At 71.8% G+C, this 19103-nt stretch carries 12 protein-coding genes and 1 pseudogene; 8 read left to right on the forward strand and 5 right to left on the reverse strand.

Going from position 1 to position 19103, the window contains the following annotated elements; translation table 11 throughout:
* Window positions 1-130 precede the first annotated feature (130 nt).
* Together ABZT93_RS05080 and ABZT93_RS05085 are read left to right on the forward strand one after the other, a co-directional pair.
* Window positions 131-331 (forward strand): MerR family transcriptional regulator, encoded by a 201-nt coding sequence (locus tag ABZT93_RS05080; RefSeq protein ID WP_356099075.1) that lies wholly within the window; start codon window positions 131-133, stop codon window positions 329-331.
* Window positions 332-494: 163 nt separating this feature from the next.
* Window positions 495-717: pseudogene (locus tag ABZT93_RS05085) on the forward strand (GNAT family N-acetyltransferase); the annotation flags it as partial.
* A 54-nt stretch (window positions 718-771) separates the two neighbouring features.
* Here the strand turns inward: ABZT93_RS05085 and ABZT93_RS05090 are convergent.
* A complete protein-coding gene (locus ABZT93_RS05090; RefSeq protein WP_356099078.1) occupies window positions 772-1815 on the reverse strand; it encodes a zinc-dependent alcohol dehydrogenase family protein in 1044 nt (347 codons plus the stop codon).
* A 151-nt stretch (window positions 1816-1966) separates the two neighbouring features.
* Between ABZT93_RS05090 and ABZT93_RS05095 the strand changes: the two genes are divergently transcribed.
* Window positions 1967-2206 (forward strand): heavy-metal-associated domain-containing protein, encoded by a 240-nt coding sequence (locus tag ABZT93_RS05095; protein WP_356099081.1) that lies wholly within the window; start codon window positions 1967-1969, stop codon window positions 2204-2206.
* Between the two features lie 83 nt (window positions 2207-2289).
* Complete coding sequence (locus tag ABZT93_RS05100; protein WP_356099084.1) at window positions 2290-4512, forward strand: heavy metal translocating P-type ATPase; 2223 nt, start codon at window positions 2290-2292, stop codon at window positions 4510-4512.
* Between the two features lie 610 nt (window positions 4513-5122).
* Here ABZT93_RS05100 and ABZT93_RS05105 read toward each other — a convergent pair.
* The 4 genes from ABZT93_RS05105 to ABZT93_RS05120 form a co-directional block, all read right to left on the reverse strand.
* Window positions 5123-6412, reverse strand: coding sequence for a citrate synthase (locus tag ABZT93_RS05105; RefSeq protein WP_356099086.1), 1290 nt, complete (start codon window positions 6410-6412; stop codon window positions 5123-5125).
* 231 nt (window positions 6413-6643) lie between these two features.
* Window positions 6644-8863: an ATP-dependent RecD-like DNA helicase gene (locus ABZT93_RS05110; RefSeq protein ID WP_356099089.1), complete on the reverse strand. Its 2220-nt coding sequence runs from the start codon at window positions 8861-8863 to the stop codon at window positions 6644-6646.
* 59 nt (window positions 8864-8922) lie between these two features.
* Complete coding sequence (locus tag ABZT93_RS05115; protein ID WP_356099093.1) at window positions 8923-9882, reverse strand: pyridoxamine 5'-phosphate oxidase family protein; 960 nt, start codon at window positions 9880-9882, stop codon at window positions 8923-8925.
* Window positions 9879-10580, reverse strand: coding sequence for a hemerythrin domain-containing protein (locus tag ABZT93_RS05120; protein ID WP_356099096.1), 702 nt, complete (start codon window positions 10578-10580; stop codon window positions 9879-9881). Before ABZT93_RS05120 ends, ABZT93_RS05115 begins: the two co-directional genes overlap by 4 nt.
* A 202-nt stretch (window positions 10581-10782) precedes the next feature.
* Between ABZT93_RS05120 and ABZT93_RS05125 the strand changes: the two genes are divergently transcribed.
* From ABZT93_RS05125 to ABZT93_RS05140, 4 genes are all read left to right on the forward strand, one after another.
* Entirely contained in the window at window positions 10783-14469 is a 3687-nt protein-coding gene (locus tag ABZT93_RS05125; RefSeq protein ID WP_356099099.1) for a BTAD domain-containing putative transcriptional regulator, read from the forward strand.
* Window positions 14470-14572: 103 nt separating this feature from the next.
* Complete coding sequence (locus ABZT93_RS05130; protein ID WP_356099102.1) at window positions 14573-15592, forward strand: LacI family DNA-binding transcriptional regulator; 1020 nt, start codon at window positions 14573-14575, stop codon at window positions 15590-15592.
* The gene (locus tag ABZT93_RS05135; RefSeq protein ID WP_356099106.1) at window positions 15589-17115 is read left to right on the forward strand and encodes a sugar ABC transporter ATP-binding protein; all 1527 of its coding nucleotides are present in this window, start codon (window positions 15589-15591) and stop codon (window positions 17113-17115) included. The genes ABZT93_RS05130 and ABZT93_RS05135 overlap by 4 nt, the downstream gene beginning before the upstream one ends.
* Window positions 17105-19042, forward strand: a complete 1938-nt coding sequence (locus ABZT93_RS05140) for a substrate-binding domain-containing protein (protein ID WP_356099109.1) — start codon at window positions 17105-17107, stop codon at window positions 19040-19042. Before ABZT93_RS05135 ends, ABZT93_RS05140 begins: the two co-directional genes overlap by 11 nt.
* Window positions 19043-19103 lie beyond the last annotated feature (61 nt).

Genomic DNA, 19103 nt, shown 5'->3' on the forward strand with positions numbered 1-19103 from the left:
CACAGGCCCTGACCGACGGTCACCGAAGGTCGTTCACGAGGCGCAGGCTTTGTGATCGCCAGCGCAGCGCCCGGTACCCCCGACGGCCGTTCCCGGCCGCCGCCGCGGCGCGCGCGAGGAGGTGCACCACATGACCGACCGAAGGCTCTGGTCGTACAAGGAGATCGCGGCGCACATCCGTGTGCAGCCGGACACCGTGCGGTCGTACCGCAAGCACGGGCTGCTGCCACCGCCCGACCAGATCGAGGGCGGCAAGCCCTTCTGGTATGCGGACACCGTGCGCGCGTGGGTCGCGTCCCGGCCGGGGAACAGAGGGCGCAGACAGGACTGAGGCCGGCCCGCCCGGCGACTTCGGGTGCCTGTGCACGGCGTGGGCACCCGCTCCTTCGGTTTCGGCGGGGTCCGTGGAGGCCGCCGGAGCACTGGGCTCGTGGGTCCGCCGGGGCGCCGAGAAGCGCGGGCCGGGAGGTGCCGGCGTCTGACACGGTCGGCCCATGAGCGGCTTCTCCGTCGAGCCCGTCCTCACCGGCGACACCGGCTTCGACACCGGCGACAAGACCGTGCTGCGGCCGTTCACGGAGGCGGACGCCGAGGTCATGGCGGCGATCATCGAGGACCCCGAGGTTGTCCGTTGGCGGCTCCCGGTCCGGTCAGCCCGACCGTCTCGACCTCGCCGTCACCGACCGCGCCACCGGGGAACTGGAGGTCGTCCTGCACACGGGGGTCCCCCCGCTCGAGCGAAGTCGAGAGTCGACCGTGCGTGGGCCGCCCTCATCGCCACGGCTCGATGACCGTCACCCCCGCTCCGGGGGCCGTGCCCATCGCCGCGAGGGCGTCCGGGGCCGTGTCCAGGGTGATCGTGGACGTGACCAGGAGATCCGGTCGCAGGACGCCCGCGCGGACCAGCTCCAGCATCGGCGGGTAGGTGTGGGCGGCCATGCCGTGGCTGCCGAGGAGCTCGAGTTCCAGGGCGATCACGCGGGCCATGGGGACCGGTGTCCTGCCGTCCGGCGAGGGCAGCAGGCCGACCTGGACATGCCGGCCGCGACGGCGCAGGGAGTCGACGGATGCCGCGCAGGTCGCCGGGGAACCGAGGGCGTCCAGGGACACCTGGGCCCCGCCGCCGGTCAGCTCACGGATCGCCGCCGCGGTGTCCCGCGTGCCGGTCGCGTCCACACACTCCGCCGCGCCGAACTCCCGCGCCAGGGCCAGGGCACCGGCGGACACGTCCACGGCCACCACGCGGGCCCCTGCGGCCGCAGCGATCATCACGGCGGACAGGCCCACGCCGCCGCAGCCGTGCACCGCGACCCACTCCCCCGCGGTGACCCGCCCCTGCTGCACGACCGCCCTGAACGCCGTGGCGAAACGGCAGCCCAGGGACGCGGCCGTGGCGAAGGACATGTCCCGCGGTACGGCCACGAGGTTCACGTCGGCGTGGTCCAGCGCCACGTACTGGGCGAACGAGCCCCAGTGGGTGAAGCCGGGCTGGGTCTGGCGCTCGCAGATCTGGTGGTCGCCGGCCGCGCAGGACGCGCAGCTGCCGCAGGCGCAGACGAAGGGGACGGTCACCCGGTCGCCGGGGTGCCAGCCGCGCACCCGGGGGCCGACCGCCTCCACCACGCCCGCGAGTTCATGGCCCGGCACGTGCGGGAGGGCGATGTCCGGGTCGTGGCCCTGCCAGCCGTGCCAGTCGCTTCTGCACAGGCCGGTGGCTTCCACGCGGACGACGACTCCATGGTCCGCCGGGCGGGGGTCGGGCACGTCCCGTACCTGGGCGGCTTCGCCGTAGTGTTCGAAGACAACCGCTCGCATCCGCGTCTCCCTCGCCGTGTTCGTCTGCCGGTACATCGTGACTGGTCACTGATCCACCGCCGCGACCCGGCCGCCCCCCTCTTGGAGAAATACCCCCTAGGGGTATAGGCTCGGATGCGGTAACCCCACAAGCCTCCACGAGGAGAACGACATGACCGCCCAGACCGACACCCCGGGTTCCGTCACCGCCGTCTACAAGGTGAGCGGCATGAGCTGCGGGCACTGCGAGGGTTCCGTTTCCGGTGAGATCTCCGAGATCGCGGGAGTCAGCTCCGTGAAGGCGGTCGCGTCCAGCGGTGAGGTGACGGTCGTATCGGCGGAGCCGCTGGACGAGGAAGCCGTGCGGGCCGCCGTGGACGAGGCCGGTTTCGAGCTCGTGGGCAGGGCCTGACCCGACTGCCCCGAGGAGTGCCACGACAGGGCGTCGACGACCGACGGCCTGTCGTGGCTGAACCGTTTTCTGGAGTAGGGAACATGTCCACCACGGCCCCGACAGCCCCCGTGTCCGAAGTCGAACTCGTCATCGGCGGGATGACCTGCGCCTCCTGTGCCGCCCGGGTCGAGAAGAAGCTCAACCGGATGGACGGCGTCACCGCCACGGTCAACTACGCGACCGAGAAGGCGAAGGTCGCCTACCCGGCGGGGGTCGAGGTCGCCGACCTGATCGCCACCGTGGTGAAGACGGGCTACACGGCCGAGGAGCCGGCGCCCCCGGCACAGCAGCCCGACGGCCGCGACGAAACAGACCCCGAGCTCACCGCCCTGCGGCAGCGGCTCCTCGTCTCCGTCGCGCTCGCCGTCCCCGTCATCGCCCTCTCCATGGTCCCGGCCCTCCAGTTCGACAACTGGCAGTGGCTCGCGCTGGCCTTCGCCTCGCCCGTGGTCGTCTGGGGCGCGTGGCCCTTCCACAAGGCCACCTGGACGAACACCCGGCATGGCGCGGCCACCATGGACACCCTTGTCTCGGTCGGGACCCTCGCCGCGTTCGGCTGGTCACTGTGGGCCCTGTTCTTCGGTGACGCGGGGATGCCCGGCATGCGGGAGCGGTTCGAGCTCACCGTCGGCGGCATGGACGGTGCCTCGACGATCTATCTCGAAGTGGCCGCCGGAGTCACCGCCTTCCTCCTGCTGGGCCGCTACCTGGAGGCCCGCGCCAAGCGTCACGCGGGGGCGGCTCTCAGGGCCCTGATGGAGCTCGGGGCCAAGGAGGTCTCCGTGCTGCGCAACGGGCGGGAGGTGCGGATCCCGGCGGAGCGGCTGGTCGTCGGGGACCGGTTCGTCGTACGGCCCGGCGAGAAGGTCGCCACCGACGGGACCGTCGTCGAGGGCGCCTCGGCCGTGGACGCCGCCATGCTGACCGGCGAGTCGGTACCGGTGGACGTCGGCGTCGGAGACGCGGTCACCGGTGCGACCGTCAACGCCGGCGGACGGATCGTCGTCGCGGCGACCCGCGTCGGGGCCGACACGCAGCTCGCGCGGATGGCGAAGCTGGTGGAGGACGCGCAGAACGGCAAGGCGGAGGTGCAGCGGCTGGCCGACCGGGTCTCCGCGGTCTTCGTGCCGGTGGTCATCGGCATCGCCGTGGCCACCTTCGGGGGCTGGCTGGGCGCCACCGAGGACACCGTCGCCGCGTTCACCGCGGCCGTCGCCGTACTGATCATCGCCTGTCCGTGCGCGCTGGGGCTGGCCACGCCGACCGCGCTCATGGTCGGCACCGGGCGCGGCGCCCAGCTCGGCATCCTCATCAAGGGGCCGGAGGTCCTGGAGTCCACCCGGCGCGTCGACACCGTCGTCCTGGACAAGACCGGCACGGTCACCACCGGCCGGATGAGACTCCAGGAGGTCCACGTCGTCCGGGACGCCGACGAGAAGCAGGTACTACGGCTCGCGGGCGCCCTGGAGCACGCCTCCGAGCATCCCGTGGCCCGGGCGGTCGCCGTGGGCGCCGAGGAGCGGGTCGGGCCACTGCCGGAGGCCGAGCGCTTCGAGAACGTCCCCGGAAAGGGCGTACGCGGGCACGTGGAGGGCCGTGAGGTGGCCGTGGGGCGGCTGTTCGGCGCGCTGCCCGCCGAGCTGGCCCGGGCGAAGGAGGAGGCCGAGCGGGGCGGCCGTACGGCTGTCGTCGTCGGGTGGGACGGGGTGGCGTACGGCGTCCTGGCCGTCGCCGACGCGGTCAAGGAGACCAGTGCGGAGGCGGTGCGGTCGCTGCGGGCGCTGGGGCTCACGCCGGTGCTGCTGACCGGGGACAACCGGACGGTGGCCGAGGCGGTGGCCCGGGCCGTCGGGATCGACGAGGTGATCGCCGAGGTGCTGCCCGAGGACAAGGTCGACGCCGTACGGCGGCTTCAGGGCGAGGGACGTGTCGTGGCGATGGTCGGCGACGGGGTCAACGACGCGGCCGCGCTCGCCGCCGCGGACCTGGGGCTCGCGATGGGGACCGGGACCGACGCGGCGATCGAGGCGGGGGACCTGACGCTGGTGCGCGGGGATCTGCGGGTGGCCGCCGACGCGATCCGGCTCTCGCGGCGCACCCTGGCGATCATCAAGGGCAATCTCGTGTGGGCCTTCGGCTACAACGTGGCCGCGCTGCCGCTGGCCGCGGCCGGGCTGCTGAACCCGATGATCGCCGGGGCGGCGATGGCGTTCTCCTCGGTGTTCGTGGTGACCAACAGCCTGCGGCTGCGTGCCTTCCGTTGAGGATTCCTTTGACGGACCCCCTCTGGAGTCCGGAGCCACGCTCACATAAGCTCTTCACAAGACTCGCGCATCGTCCTTACGCTGGGGTCCCGTTCACCGTATCCGGGCTCTTGCGTATCTAACGGACATTTGCAAGAGACGCAGATCACAGTGATGTGAAGGTAACCATCGAAGGGGTTCGAAGGTCTAAGTTGGCGATGTCAGGCAGCGTCTTGGGGGGCGTTGACTGACGTCTGAGGATGTCTTGGGGGACTTCCTCGGAGCTGCGTTGCCGGGGCACGCACTTAGGGAAGCTTTGAGCGGCCCTCCCGACCGTGCGCTGTCCCGGCAGACCGCACACAGGAGTAGTACGAGGAGTTTTGCTCGTTCTGCTCAACAGCAGTGCCAGCACTACCGGAAAAGACAGCGAATTCAGGCGCTGGTCTCTCAGACGCCCGGCCGGATCCCGTGGGGGGAATCCGCACCGGGACATGGGAAGGCGCCCTGGACGCCGGCCCGTGGGGGGACCGTCGCCAGGGCGCCTTCCGCTTTTTGTTCGCTACGGCCGTTCGCGCGCCGGGACGCCGAAGGGGCGCCGCCGAAGCGACGCCCCTCAGTTCACCGGCAGGTGTCAGCGCTGCTCGACCGGGACGAAGTCACGCTCGACGACGCCCGTGTAAATCTGGCGCGGGCGGCCGATGCGGGAGCCCGGCTCCTTGATCATCTCGTGCCACTGGGCGATCCAGCCCGGGAGGCGGCCGAGGGCGAACAGGACCGTGAACATCTCGGTCGGGAAGCCCATGGCGCGGTAGATCAGGCCCGTGTAGAAGTCGACGTTCGGGTAGAGGCTGCGCGAGACGAAGTAGTCGTCGGAGAGCGCGTGCTCCTCCAGCTTGAGCGCGATGTCCAGCAGCTCGTCGGACTTGCCGAGGGCCGAGAGGACGTCGTGCGCGGCGGCCTTGATGATCTTCGCGCGCGGGTCGAAGTTCTTGTAGACCCGGTGGCCGAAGCCCATCAGGCGGACGCCGTCCTCCTTGTTCTTCACCTTGCGGATGAAGGAGTCGACGTCACCGCCGGAGGTCTGGATGCCCTCCAGCATCTCCAGCACCGACTGGTTGGCGCCGCCGTGCAGCGGGCCCCACAGGGCGTTGATGCCGGCGGAGATCGACGCGAACATGTTCGCCTGGGACGAGCCGACGAGGCGGACCGTCGAGGTCGAACAGTTCTGCTCGTGGTCGGCGTGCAGGATGAGCAGCTTGTCCAGGGCGGCGACCACGACCGGGTCCAGGTCGTACTCCTGCGCGGGGACCGAGAAGGTCATGCGCAGGAAGTTCTCGACGTAACCGAGGTCGTTGCGCGGGTAGACGAACGGGTGACCGATCGACTTCTTGTACGCGTACGCCGCGATCGTCGGGAGCTTGGCGAGCAGGCGGATCGTCGAGAGGTTGCGCTGCTTCTCGTCGAAGGGGTTGTGGCTGTCCTGGTAGAACGTGGACAGCGCGGAGACGACCGAGGACAGCATGGCCATCGGGTGGGCGTCGCGCGGGAAGCCACGGTAGAAGTTCTTGACGTCCTCGTGCAGCAGGGTGTGCTGCGTGATGTCGTTCTTGAACACCGAGAGCTCGTCGACCGTCGGAAGCTCACCGTTGATCAGCAGGTAGGCGACCTCCAGGAACGTGGAGCGCTCCGCCAGCTGCTCGATCGGGTAGCCGCGGTACCGGAGGATGCCGGCCTCGCCGTCGAGGTAGGTGATGGCGGATTTATACGCGGCGGTGTTGCCGTAGCCGCTGTCCAGGGTGACCAGACCGGTCTGGGCGCGGAGCTTCCCGATGTCGAAGCCCTTGTCGCCGACGGTGCTGTCGATCACCGGGTAGGTGTACTCGCCATCGCCGTACCGCACTACTACAGAGTTGTCGCTCACGTCATCCCTCACCGACGTTGTGCCTCTTCTTCGAGGTTGCCCTGACTGTCTCTACCATCCCCCATTTGGCGCAGGAGAGTGCACTCGGGGTCGGCCGTTGGGCGTATCAGCGGCACTGAGTGCCGCCAACTTGTTCATCCTGCCCCTCTCCACCCGCTTCCGGAAGGGCTCTGTGATCCACGTGACTCATTTGATCGATCATTTTTTGTGTTGTCTCACGATTGACGCCCGTCACCGACCCGAGAGCCGGAAGTCCAGCGCGGTGCAACGCCGTCCCGCCGAGACCGTGCGCACCGCCTGACCGATCGCCTTGCGCGAACCGACCAGCACGACCAGCTTCTTCGCCCGGGTGACCGCCGTGTACAGCAGGTTCCGCTGAAGCATCATCCAGGCGCTGGTGGTGACCGGGATCACCACGGCCGGATACTCGCTGCCCTGGGAACGGTGGATGGTCACCGCGTACGCGTGGGCCAGTTCGTCCAGCTCGTCGAACTCGTACGGCACCTCCTCGTCCTCGTCCGTCAGCACGGTCAGGCGCTGGTCGACCGGGTCGAGGGAGGTGACCACGCCCACGGTGCCGTTGAAGACACCGTTGGCGCCCTTCTCGTAATTGTTGCGAATCTGGGTGACCTTGTCGCCGACCCGGAATACCCGGCCGCCGAACCGCTTCTCGGCGAGGTCGGGGCGGCCCGGGGTGATGGCCTGCTGGAGCAGGCCGTTGAGGTTTCCGGCGCCGGCGGGGCCCCGGTGCATGGGCGCGAGCACCTGGACGTCCCGGCGCGGGTCGAGACCGAATTTGGCCGGAATCCGACGGGCCGCCACATCCACGGTGAGCCGGCCGACCTCCTCGGTGTCGTCCTCGACGAAGAGGAAGAAGTCCTTCATACCGTCGGTCACGGGGTGCTGCCCGGCGTTGATCCGGTGCGCGTTGGTGACGACGCCGGACTGCTGGGCCTGACGGAACACGCGCGTGAGGCGCACCGCGGGGACCGGGCCGCCCTCGGCGAGCAGGTCCCTGAGGACCTCACCCGCGCCGACGCTGGGCAACTGGTCGACGTCCCCGACGAACAGCAGGTGCGCGCCCGGCGGCACCGCCTTCGCCAGCTTGTTGGCGAGCAGCAGGTCCAGCATGGACGCCTCGTCGACCACCACCAGGTCGGCGTCGAGCGGGCGGTCCTTGTCGTAGGCCGCGTCCCCGCCGGGCTTCAGCTCCAGGAGCCGGTGGACGGTGGAGGCCTCGGCGCCGGTGAGTTCGGCGAGGCGCTTGGCGGCACGCCCGGTGGGGGCGGCGAGGACGACCTTGGCCTTCTTGGCGCGGGCCAGCTCCACGATCGAGCGCACGGTGAAGGACTTGCCGCAGCCGGGGCCGCCGGTGAGGACCGCGACCTTCTTGGTGAGCGCCAGCTTGACGGCGGCCTCCTGCTCGGGCGCGAGCTCCACTCCGGTACGGGACCTCAGCCAGCCCAGTGCCTTGTCCCAGGCCACATCACGGAAGGCCGGCATCCGGTCCTGGTCGGTGCGCAGGAGGCGCAACAGCTGGGCGGACAGGGAGAGTTCGGCACGGTGGAAGGGGACGAGGTAGACGGCGGTGACCTCATGGCCGTCGGGGCCGGGGAGCTTTTCGCGTACGACGCCGGGCTCGCCCGAGTCCTCGTCGGGCAGGGCGAGTTCGGCGAGGCACTCGATGACCAGGCCGGTGTCGACCTGGAGGAGCTTGACCGCGTCGGCGATGAGCTGCTCCTCGGGGAGGTAGCAGTGGCCCTGGTCGGTGGACTGCGAAAGGGCGTACTGGAGACCGGCTTTGACGCGCTCGGGGCTGTCGTGCGGGATGCCGACGGACTGGGCGATCTTGTCGGCGGTGAGGAAGCCGATGCCCCAGACGTCGGAGGCGAGCCGGTAGGGCTGGTTCTTCACGACGGAGATCGAGGCGTCGCCGTACTTCTTGTAGATGCGCACGGCGATGGAGGTGGACACCTCGACGGTCTGGAGGAAGAGCATGACCTCCTTGATCGCCTTCTGTTCCTCCCAGGCGTCGGCGATCTTCTTGGTGCGCTTGGGGCCGAGCCCCGGCACCTCGACGAGCCGCTTCGGCTCCTCCTCGATGATCTTCAGGGTGTCCATGCCGAAGTGCTGGGTGATGCGGTCGGCGAAGACGGGCCCGATGCCCTTGACGAGCCCGGAGCCCAGATAGCGGCGGATGCCCTGGACGGTGGCCGGCAGGACGGTCGTGTAGTTCTCGACGGTGAACTGCTTGCCGTACTGCGGGTGGGAGCCCCAGCGCCCCTCCATCCGCAGGGACTCCCCCACCTGGGCACCGAGCAGCGCGCCGACGACGGTGAGAAGGTCACCGCCGCCCCGGCCGGTGTCGACCCGGGCCACGGTGTAGCCGTTCTCCTCGTTGGCGTACGTGATCCGCTCCAGGACCCCTTCGAGCACCGCCAGGTTGGACATGATCCGACGCTACAGGCGAGGTCTGACAGCCGGGAGCCCGGTTCGGTGACGGGGTTCGCTCAGTGGTGCGGGGAGCGCATCACGTGGTCCGTGTGCGCCGGGCCGGACCGGGCGGCGGGTGCCGCGAGTGCGCGGAAGCGGTCCCACTGCACCGCGGGCCGGGACAGGCCCCGGCGCTCCAGATACCGGTCGGTGGCGCGCTGGGTGCGGCGCAGGACCCGTATCGCGTCCGTCGGCCGCCCCGAACCCATGGGTTCCAGGAGCTTCTCGGGGGCCAGCAGCCAGCCGTCGCCGGTCCGGTCCAGCCGCCCGCGGACCAGCGCGTTGCGCATGTCGTTGATCCGCTCGTCGTGCCGGTGCACCAGCAGCGAGGCGGGGCCCGGTGTCACGGCGCAGTCGTCGGGCGGCCGCACCGCGAACCCGCCGGCCGACGGCACCGCACGGGTGCGGGCCAGGACGGGGGCTCCGGAGGCGTCCCGGGCCGCCAGCACCGCGGTGTCGTAGCGGGCGAGTTGGACGGCTCCGAGCAGCGGTGCCGACGGGGCGGGTGCCTCGGGGAGCGGTGGTCGCGCGGCGGACCGCACGATCAGCTGCTCCGGGGCGACGGTGATGACGAGCCGCAGGTAGTACCAGTCCATCAGCCGCCTCATGGGCCGGGAGAGATACGCGCGGCTGTGCGGCTGCCGTTCGAACAGCATCCGCCAGTAGTCCTCCAGGTCCTGCGGGCCCGTCCGGATGTCGTCGGGGCACTCCGCCCGGCCGCCGACGAACAGCTGCGGGGCATCGGTGAGGCCGCTGCCGGTGGGGTCGGAGAAGAGCAGGGCGACCCGGCCGTCGCGGCGGATGTTCAGCGCCTTCTGCGCGAAGGCGAGGGACGTGGTCAGCACCAGCGTGCCGTCCTCGCGGCGCCGGACCGCCGTCGGCCAGGCCAGCGGTGTCCCGTCCCGGCCCAGCGTGACGAACTCGCAGGTCCGGTAGGCGTCGAGGACGGCCGTCGGCGCCGAGTCGAGCACGGTCATCGGCCCGCCTCCCCGGCCAGCGGGGCGCGCAGGGTGTGGCAGGCCGCGGCGTACTGCCGCCGCCCCACCAGCTTCCAGGCCAGCCGTCCGAGCAGCGGGGCCTTGCCGAGGAAGTACGCCCGCTCCTCTTCGGTGGCGTCCTCCAGGATCGCGCCGATGGCGAACATGACCTTGTCCTTGGGCAGGTTCTCCAGTCCCCGGCGGCCGACCAGGTCCCACTCGTCGACCGTCAGGTGCTCGCGGACCAGGGGCAGGACCAGGCGTTCCTCGTCGTCGAGGTGGTCGAGAAGGGCGAGGCGGTGTTCTTCGAGGGCCAGCGCGAGTTCCTGGCCGGCGACGCTGTCGGCCGAGTGCCGCCACTGCGGCGCCCACTGGGCGACGGCCTCCAGGGTGCTGTCGATACGGCCGTGCTGCTCCTCCATGCGGGCGACCAGCTCCTCGGCGCCGGCGGCCCGGTCACGCAGCAGCGGCCAGATCAACTCGTCCTCGAGGGTGTGGTGGTGATGCAGTCCCCCCACATAGTCGGTGAGGTACGCCGAGACCTGCGCGGCCCGCGCCGCCCCCCCGTCGGGTACGGCCCGGACCATACGGGGCAGCAGTGCCGACTCCCGGCGGAAGACACGGTGGACCACGACCATCTCGTGGGTGTAGGGGCGGCCGGCGGTCAGAGGTCCGGGCGGTGTACTGCTGCGGGGCACGCTGAGTCCTTCGATGTTCGGATTGCGGACGACGGCCTCCCACGCTGTCGTCGTCCGCTTGGTGATGACTTGGCGTCCCGCTTGGCGTGCTCTTGGAAGCGGGCCTGGAGCCGGGCCTGGAGCCGTGCCTGGAGCCGTGCCGACCAGGGCGTTTACCGCTCGTTGACGGGATGCGCGCACCGCTCGGATAGATTCCGGCGGCGTGCTGCGAATCAGAGTGCTGGGACCGCTGGGTGCCGAGGTCGCGGGTGCGCCGGTGGGACTGGGCACCCCGCGGCAGCGTGCCGTTCTCGCGCTGCTGGTCGCGGCTCGTGGCGCGGTGGTCTCCGTGGACCGGATGGCGGAGGAGCTGTGGCGCGGGGCGCCCCCGGCCAGGGCGACGGTGTCCCTCCAGGCATATGTGTCGAACCTGCGCCGGGTGCTCGAACCGGAGCGGCCGCCGCGCGCCCCCGCCGCCGTCCTGGTCTCCTCGCCCCCGGGATACGCCCTGCGGCTGCCCGAGGACGAGGTGGACGCCTGGCGTTTCGGCGCCCGGGTCGAGCGTGCCCGGCGCGCACCGGCCGCGCAGGCCCGGGAGTTGCTGACGGAGGCCCTGGGGTGGTGGCACGGGCCCGCGTTCCAGGAGCACGCGGACGAGACCTGGGCGGCGCCCGAGGTTGCCCGGCTGAGCGCGCTGCGTGCCGAGGCCCGCGAACTCGCCGTGGCCGCGGGCCTGTTCACGGGGCACGCCGCCGAGGTCACGCCGAGCGCCGAGGCCATGGTGCGGGAACGGCCGCTGCGGGAGGAGGGCTGGCGGCTCCTGGCACTGGCCCACTGGGCCACGGACCGCCGCGGCGACGCCCTCACGGCACTGCGCCGGGCCCGCAGGACACTCCGCGACGAACTCGGCTGCGACCTGTCCCCGGCCCTGACCGAGTTGGCGCAGGCGATCCTCGCCCAGCGGGTGGAGGTGCTGCGGGCGGCGGTGCCGGAGCGCCGGGCTGCCGGGCGGAGGTGGGCAGCCGCGCCGGGTCAGGGGGGTGCCCTGGCCGACAGGAGCCTGGACGCACCGGAACGGGACTCCGCCGTACCGGCGCGGGCCGCCGCCGCTTCGGAACGGGTGTGCGACGGGACGGAGTCGATGCGGTCTACGCCGGAACAGGCGCGTGGTGAAGGGGAGTTGAGGAAGGCCACCGCCCCGGGTCGGGCGTACACCGCAGCGGAGTTTCCCTCAGCCGCATCAGAACAGAATCACGGTCGGCGGGAGATGAGGCCGAACGGACGGGACCATGCGCACAGCGCAGCGGAGTTGGCCTCCGGTGCGCCGGACCGGACACGCACCCCGGCCGAGTCGACCCCGGCCGCACCGCGAGAGCCCCACCCCACCACCGGGTCGGCCCCCTACCCCGGCCACGACCTCTTCGTGGGCCGCGTCGACGAACTCCGCGCCCTGGACTCCGCCGCCCGTGCCGCTCGTCGGGGCGGTGGGCTCGTGCTGGTCACCGGGGAGGCGGGGGCCGGCAAGAGCGCGCTGTTCGGGCGGCTCGCCGGGCGGTTGCGGGCCCAGGGGTGGACCGTGGTCGTCGGGCGGTGCCCGGAGCACGAGGGGGCCCCGCCCGCGTGGGCCTGGGTGGAGGCGCTCGGGACGCTCGCCCGGCTCGTGCCTCCGGCGCGGCCCGACGAGGTGGCGGCGCTGCTGCACGAACCGGACGGCACGGCCGCCACGACCCGGGACGAGGCGACCGCGGGACGGTTCCGGCTGCACCGGGCATTCGCCGCATGGGTGCACGAGGCGGCCGCCGAGGGCCCCGTGGCCGTGCTCCTGGAGGACCTGCACCGGGCCGACGGGCAGACCCTCGCCCTGCTCGAAGCCGCGGCCGCGGTCACCGGCGTACCGCTGCTGACCGTCGCCGGCTACCGCCCGGCCGAGGCCGGCGAACCGCTGGCCAAGACGCTCGCCCACCTCGCTCCCCGGCTGCCGCACCGCATCGCGCTGACCGGTCTGTCGCCGCGGGACGTCGCCACGGTGGTCGCCGCGGTCTGCGGGGAGCCCGTCGACGGGGCCACGGTGGCGACGCTCGCCGAACGCACCGGCGGCAACCCGTTCTACGTCCGGGAGAGCGCGCGGCTGCTGGCCGACGAGGGCGCCTTGGTGGCCGTGTCGGAGGTCCCCCAGGGCGTCCGGGACGTGCTGCGCAGGCGCCTCGCCCTGCTGTCCGCCGACGCGCGCACGGCCGTACAGCTCGCGGCGGTCGCCGGGCCGGAGTCCGACGTGGCGCTGCTGGCGGACGCGGCGGAGACGGACGAGGAGACCGTGCTGGCGGGCCTGGACGCCGCCATGGCCGCGGATCTGCTGACCGAGCCCGGGCCGGGACGGGTCCGTTTCGTGCACGCGCTGGTCCGCGACACCGTCTACACCGACCTGTCGGGGATCCGCCGGGCCCGGCTGCACGACCGCATCGCGCAACGGCTGCGCACCCACCGCCCCGACGACCTCACCGCGCTGGCCCACCACTTCGCCCGCTCGGGCCGGACGGCGAACGCCCCGCTGGCCGTCGACTACGCGCTGCGGGCGGCGGAGCGGGCCGAGCGGCGGTACGCCCACGACGTGGCCGTAGGACTCGTCCGGCAGGCGCTGGACGCGCACACCGCGGCCACCGCCGACCCCGAGGCCCACCCGGACGGCACGGTCGCGCTGCTGGTGCGGCTGCTGGGCGCGCAGGTGCGGGCCGGTGCCACGGGTGCCGCCCGGCACACCCGGCGGCAGGCGGTGGACCTGGCGGTGCGGGCCGGCCGGGACGACCTGGCCGCGGCCGTCTACGGCGCCTGGGCCGAGCCCTCGCCCTGGCGCAGCCGTCTGGAGGGCTTCCTGGCCCGGACCTCGCTGGCCCATCTGGAGCGGCTCGCCGAGGACCGTACGCTGGACGGCCCGACACGCGCGCGTGTGCTCCAGGTGCTGGCGGACGCGGTGGCGGGCGAGGACGCGCGGCGGGCCCGGGACGCGGCCCACGCCCAGCTGGAGCTGGCCCGGGCCGACGGCGAACCGCGGCTGCTGGCCTCGGCGTTGATGACCTCCGCCCGGCTGCTGCCGCACGAGGCGCAGGGCGCCGCCCGCACCCCGCTCGTCGGCGAACTGCGCGGTCTCGCCCGGGACCACGACCTCCCCGCGCACCGCTGGGTGTGCGAGCACCTCGACACCCTGACCGCCGCGACCCGCAACGATCCCGACGCGGTACGCCGGCACACCGCCGCGGGCCTGGAGCTGGCGCAGCGGTACCGGATGCGGTGGGCGCAGGGCATCAACACCGCCACGTCGGCCATGCTGGCGGCGGTCGCCGGGCGCTTCGAGGAGGCGGAGGCGCGCTACACCGAGGCGGACGGGCTGTTCCAGCGGGTCGGGGCGCATCACGCGACGGCCCCGCGGACGCTGGGACTGTGGACCATCCGGCTCACCCAGCGCCGGGAGGCCGACCTCGAACCGGCCGTGCGTGAGGTGTACGAGTCGGTCGGCACGCCGGTCGCGGTGGCGCACGCCCTCGTGTTGGCCCGGCTGGGACGCCTGGACGAGGCCGCGGCCGTGCCCTTCCCCGTCCGGCCGGTGACGGACCACCTGTACGGCATGGAGCTCGACTACCGCGCCGAGCTCGCGGTCCTGCTGGACGACCGGGAGACGGCGGAGTCTCTGATCGGGTCGCTGCTGCCGCTGAAGGAGCAGTTCGCCGGGACCGCGGGCGGGGCCTACGCCACCCGTCCCCTCGCGCACGCCCTCGCGGACCTGTACCTGCTCGTCGGGGAGCGGGGGCTCGCGGCCGGGGCCTACACGCTGGCCGAGCGGGTCGCCCGGGTCTGGGGCTCCCCGCACCACATGGCCGCCGCCCGCCGGGCCCTCGGGGAGATCACCGGAGGCTGAACATCACGATCCGGTTTCGAGGGCTTGCCAACCCGCTGTGTAATCGATTCCAATCCTGGTGCACGAAGTCGTGTAATCGATTCCACGAGGAGGTGGAGCGGCGATGGCGAGCATCAAGGACGTCGCTGCCGAGGCGGGGGTATCCGTCGCCACGGTGTCGCGGGTCCTCAACGACCATCCGTCGGTCAGCGCGGACGCACGCACCCGCGTGCTGGCCGCCGTCGAGACCCTGGGCTACCGCCCGAATGCCGTCGCCCGCTCCCTGCGCACCGACCAGACCCACACCCTCGGCCTGGTCATCAGCGACGTCATGAACCCCTACTTCACCGAACTGGCCCGCTCCGTCGAGGAGGAGGCCCGCGCGCTGGGCTACAGCGTGATCATCGGGAACGCCGACGAACGGCCCGACCTCCAGGACCACCACGTACGCAACCTGCTGGACCGCCGGATCGACGGCCTCCTGGTCTCCCCCACCGACGGCGGCTCCCCGCTGATGCTGGACGCCGTGCGGGCGGGGACGCCGATGGTGTTCGTGGACCGGTGGATCCCGGGCGTGGCCGTGCCGGTGGTCAGGGCCGACGGGCGGGCCGCGGTGCGCGATCTCGTCGCCCATCTGCACGGCCTCGGGCACCGCAGGCTCGCCATCATCGCCGGGCCCGCCGCCACCACGACCGGCCAGGAGCGCGTGGCCGCCTTCCGTGAGGCCCTCGAGGCGTACGGCCTGGAGCTGCCCGCCGCCTACATCGGGCAGGGCGACTTCCAGGCCGACAGCGGGCGGCGGGTCACCGAGGGCTTCCTCGACCTGCCGGAGCCGCCCGAGGTCGTCTTCGCGGCCGACAACCTGATGGCGCTCGGCGCGCTGGACGCCGTACGCGCGCGTGGGCTGCGGGTGCCGGAGGACCTCGCGCTGGCCGCGTTCGACGACATCCCGTGGTTCGTGCACACCGATCCGCCGATCACCGCGATCGCCCAGCCCACGGGCGAGCTGGGGCGGGCCGCCGTGCGCGCGCTCGTCGACCGCATCGAGGGGCGGCCACCCGCGTCGGTCGCCCTCCCCGCCCGTCTGGTCGTCCGCCGCTCGTGCGGCGAGAACCTCAACCCTGTGCAAAGGAGCACGTCGTGAGCAACGAGGACGAGTTGCTGCGCATCGAGGGCATCCGCAAGACCTTCCCCGGCGTGGTCGCGCTCGACGGCGTCGACTTCGACCTGCGCCGGGGCGAGGTGCACGTGCTGCTCGGCGAGAACGGCGCAGGCAAGAGCACGCTGATCAAGATGCTCTCGGGCGCCTACCACCCCGACGAGGGCCGCGTCCTGGTGGACGGCGAGGAGGTGCACATCCGTGGGGCGCAGGACGCCGAGCGGCTGGGCATCGCCACCATCTACCAGGAGTTCAACCTGGTACCGGATCTGACGGTCGCCGAGAACATCTTCCTGGGGCGGCAGCCGCGCCGGCTCGGGATGATCGACCGCAAGCGGATGGAGGCCGACGCCGAGGTGCTCCTGAAGCGGGTCGGCGTCAACGTCTCGCCCCGCGCGCGGGTGCGTGAACTCGGTATCGCCCGGCTCCAGATGGTCGAGATCGCCAAGGCGCTCAGCCTGGACGCACGCGTGCTGATCATGGACGAGCCGACCGCCGTGCTCACCTCCGAGGAGGTCGACAAGCTCTTCGCGATCGTGCGCAGGCTGCGCGAGGACGGGGTCGGGATCGTCTTCATCACCCACCACCTGGAGGAGATCGCCGCCCTGGGCGACCGGGTCACGGTCATCCGCGACGGCAAGTCCGTCGGGCAGGTGCCCGCCGCCACGGCCGAGGACGAGCTCGTACGCCTGATGGTGGGGCGGTCGATCGAGCAGCAGTACCCGCGCGAGCGCGGCGAGACGGGAGCGCCCCTGCTCAGGGTCGAGGGGCTCACCCGGGACGGCGTCTTCCACGACATCGGCTTCGAGGTGCACGCCGGCGAGGTGGTCGGCATCGCCGGGCTGGTCGGCGCGGGACGTACCGAGGTCGTGCGGGCCGTGTTCGGCGCGGACCCGTACGACAAGGGGGCCGTGAAGGTTGCCGGGGCCGCCCTCAAGGGGCATGACGTGGGCGCCGCGATGGCGGCCGGGATCGGCCTGATCCCGGAGGACCGCAAGGGCCAGGGCCTGGTGCTCGACCAGTCGGTCGAGGAGAACCTGGGTCTGGTGACCATGCGGGCCGCCACTCGCGCGGGGCTCGTCGACCTCAAGGGCCAGCGGGAGGCCGCCGCCCGGATCGCCGAGCAGCTCGGAGTGCGGATGGCGGGACTGCACCAGCATGTGCGAACCCTCTCCGGCGGCAACCAGCAGAAGGTCGTCATCGGCAAGTGGCTGCTCGCCGACACCAAGGTGCTGATCCTCGACGAGCCCACGCGCGGGATCGACGTCGGCGCCAAGGTCGAGATCTACCAGCTCATCAACGAACTCACCGCGGCCGGTGCCGCCGTCCTCATGATCTCCAGCGATCTGCCCGAGGTGCTCGGCATGAGCGACCGGGTGCTGGTGATGGCCCAGGGCCGGATCGCCGGCGAACTCACCGCCGACGAGGCCACGCAGGACTCCGTGATGGCCCTCGCCGTCAGCACGAACACCGTCAAGACCGAGAAGGAGGCCCCTCGTGGCCACTGACACGCTCAAGAGCGGGGCGAGCGCGGGTGGCCTGCGCCGTCTCCTGCTCGACAACGGCGCGCTCACCGCGCTGATCGTCCTCGTCGTCGCCATGTCGGCGCTGTCCGGCGACTTCCTGACCACCGACAACCTGCTCAACGTCGGCGTCCAGGCGGCCGTGACCGCCATCCTCGCCTTCGGTGTGACGTTCGTGATCGTCTCCGCGGGCATCGACCTGTCGGTGGGCTCGGTGGCGGCCCTGTCGGCCACCGTCCTCGCCTGGAGCGCGACCTCGCACGGGGTGCCGGTCTTCATAGCGGTCGTGCTGGCCGTCGTCACCGGCATCGCGGCGGGACTCGTCAACGGGTTCTTGATCGCGTACGGCAAGCTCCCCCCGTTCATCGCCACGCTGGCGATGCTCTCGGTGGCCCGCGGTCTGTCGCTGGTGATCTCCGAGGGCTCCCCGATCGCCTTCCCCGACTCCGTGTCGCACCTCGGTGACACGCTCGGTGGCTGGCTGCCGGTGCCCGTCCTCGTGATGGTCGTCATGGGGCTCCTCGCGGCCTTCGTGCTGGGACGGACCTACATCGGCCGCTCCATGTACGCGATCGGCGGCAACGAGGAGGCGGCCCGCCTGTCCGGCCTGCGCGTGAAGAAGCAGAAGCTCGCCATCTACGCCTTCTCCGGTGTCTTCGCCGCCGTCGCGGGTGTCGTGCTCGCCGCCCGGCTGTCCTCGGCGCAGCCGCAGGCCGCCGACGGCTACGAGCTGGACGCGATCGCCGCGGTCGTCATCGGCGGCGCCTCGCTCGCCGGCGGCACCGGCAAGGCGTCCGGGACGCTGATCGGCGCGCTGATCCTCGCGGTGCTGCGCAACGGCCTCAACCTGCTGAACGTCTCCGCGTTCTGGCAGCAGGTCGTCATCGGTGTGGTCATCGCGCTCGCGGTGCTCCTGGACACCCTGCGCCGCAAGGCGGGGGCGACCCCGGTGACCGGTGCCTCGCAGGGCGGCAAGGGGCGCCAGACGGCGACGTACGGTCTCGCGGCCGTGGTCACCGTGGCGATCGTCGGCGCGACCTCCTTCCTGCACAACGACTCGTCCTCGTCGGCGAACCCGAAGGTGGGTCTGTCGCTGTCCACCCTCAACAACCCCTTCTTCGTGCAGATCCGGGCGGGCGCCCAGGCCGAGGCGAAGAAGCTGGGTGTGGACCTGACCGTCACGGACGCCCAGAACGACGCCTCCCAGCAGGCCAACCAGCTGCAGAACTTCACCAGTTCGAGCCTCGGCGCGATCATCGTCAACCCGGTGGACTCGGACGCGGCGAGCAACTCCGTGAAGGCCGCCGACAAGGCGAAGATCCCGGTCATCGCGGTGGACCGCGGTGTCAACAACGCCAGGACGGACGCCCTGGTGGCCTCCGACAACGTCGCCGGCGGTGAGCTCTCCGCCAGGACGATCGCCGAGAAGCTGGGCGGCAAGGGCAAGATCGTGATCCTCCAGGGCCAGGCCGGTACGTCCGCCGCCCGTGAGCGGGCGCAGGGCTTCGCACAGGGTCTGAAGGCCTACCCGGGCATCCAGGTCGTCGCGCAGCAGCCCGCCGACTTCGACCGCACCAAGGGCCTCGACGTGATGTCGAACCTGCTCCAGGCCCACCCGGACGTCCAGGGCGTCATCGCCGCCAACGACGAGATGGCGCTCGGCGCGATCAAGGCGCTGGGCTCCAAGGCCGGCAAGTCGGTCTCGGTGGTCGGCTTCGACGGCACTCCGGACGGCCTGAACGCGGTGAAGGGCGGCACGTTGTACGCGTCCGTCGCACAGCAGCCCTCCCAACTCGGCAAAATCGCGGTGGACAACGCGCTCAAGGCCCTTCAGGGCAAGAAGGTCGAGGAGACCATCAAGGTGCCGGTGAAGGTGGTCACGAAGGAGAACGTGGCCGGTTTCACGGGCTGACGACGGCGTAAGGGCGGGCGGTCGCTTCGACCGCCCGCCCCGCGTCACTGACTAGGGGAGT

The organism is Streptomyces sp. NPDC005303, from assembly GCF_040607335.1.
GTDB lineage: Bacteria > Actinomycetota > Actinomycetes > Streptomycetales > Streptomycetaceae > Streptomyces.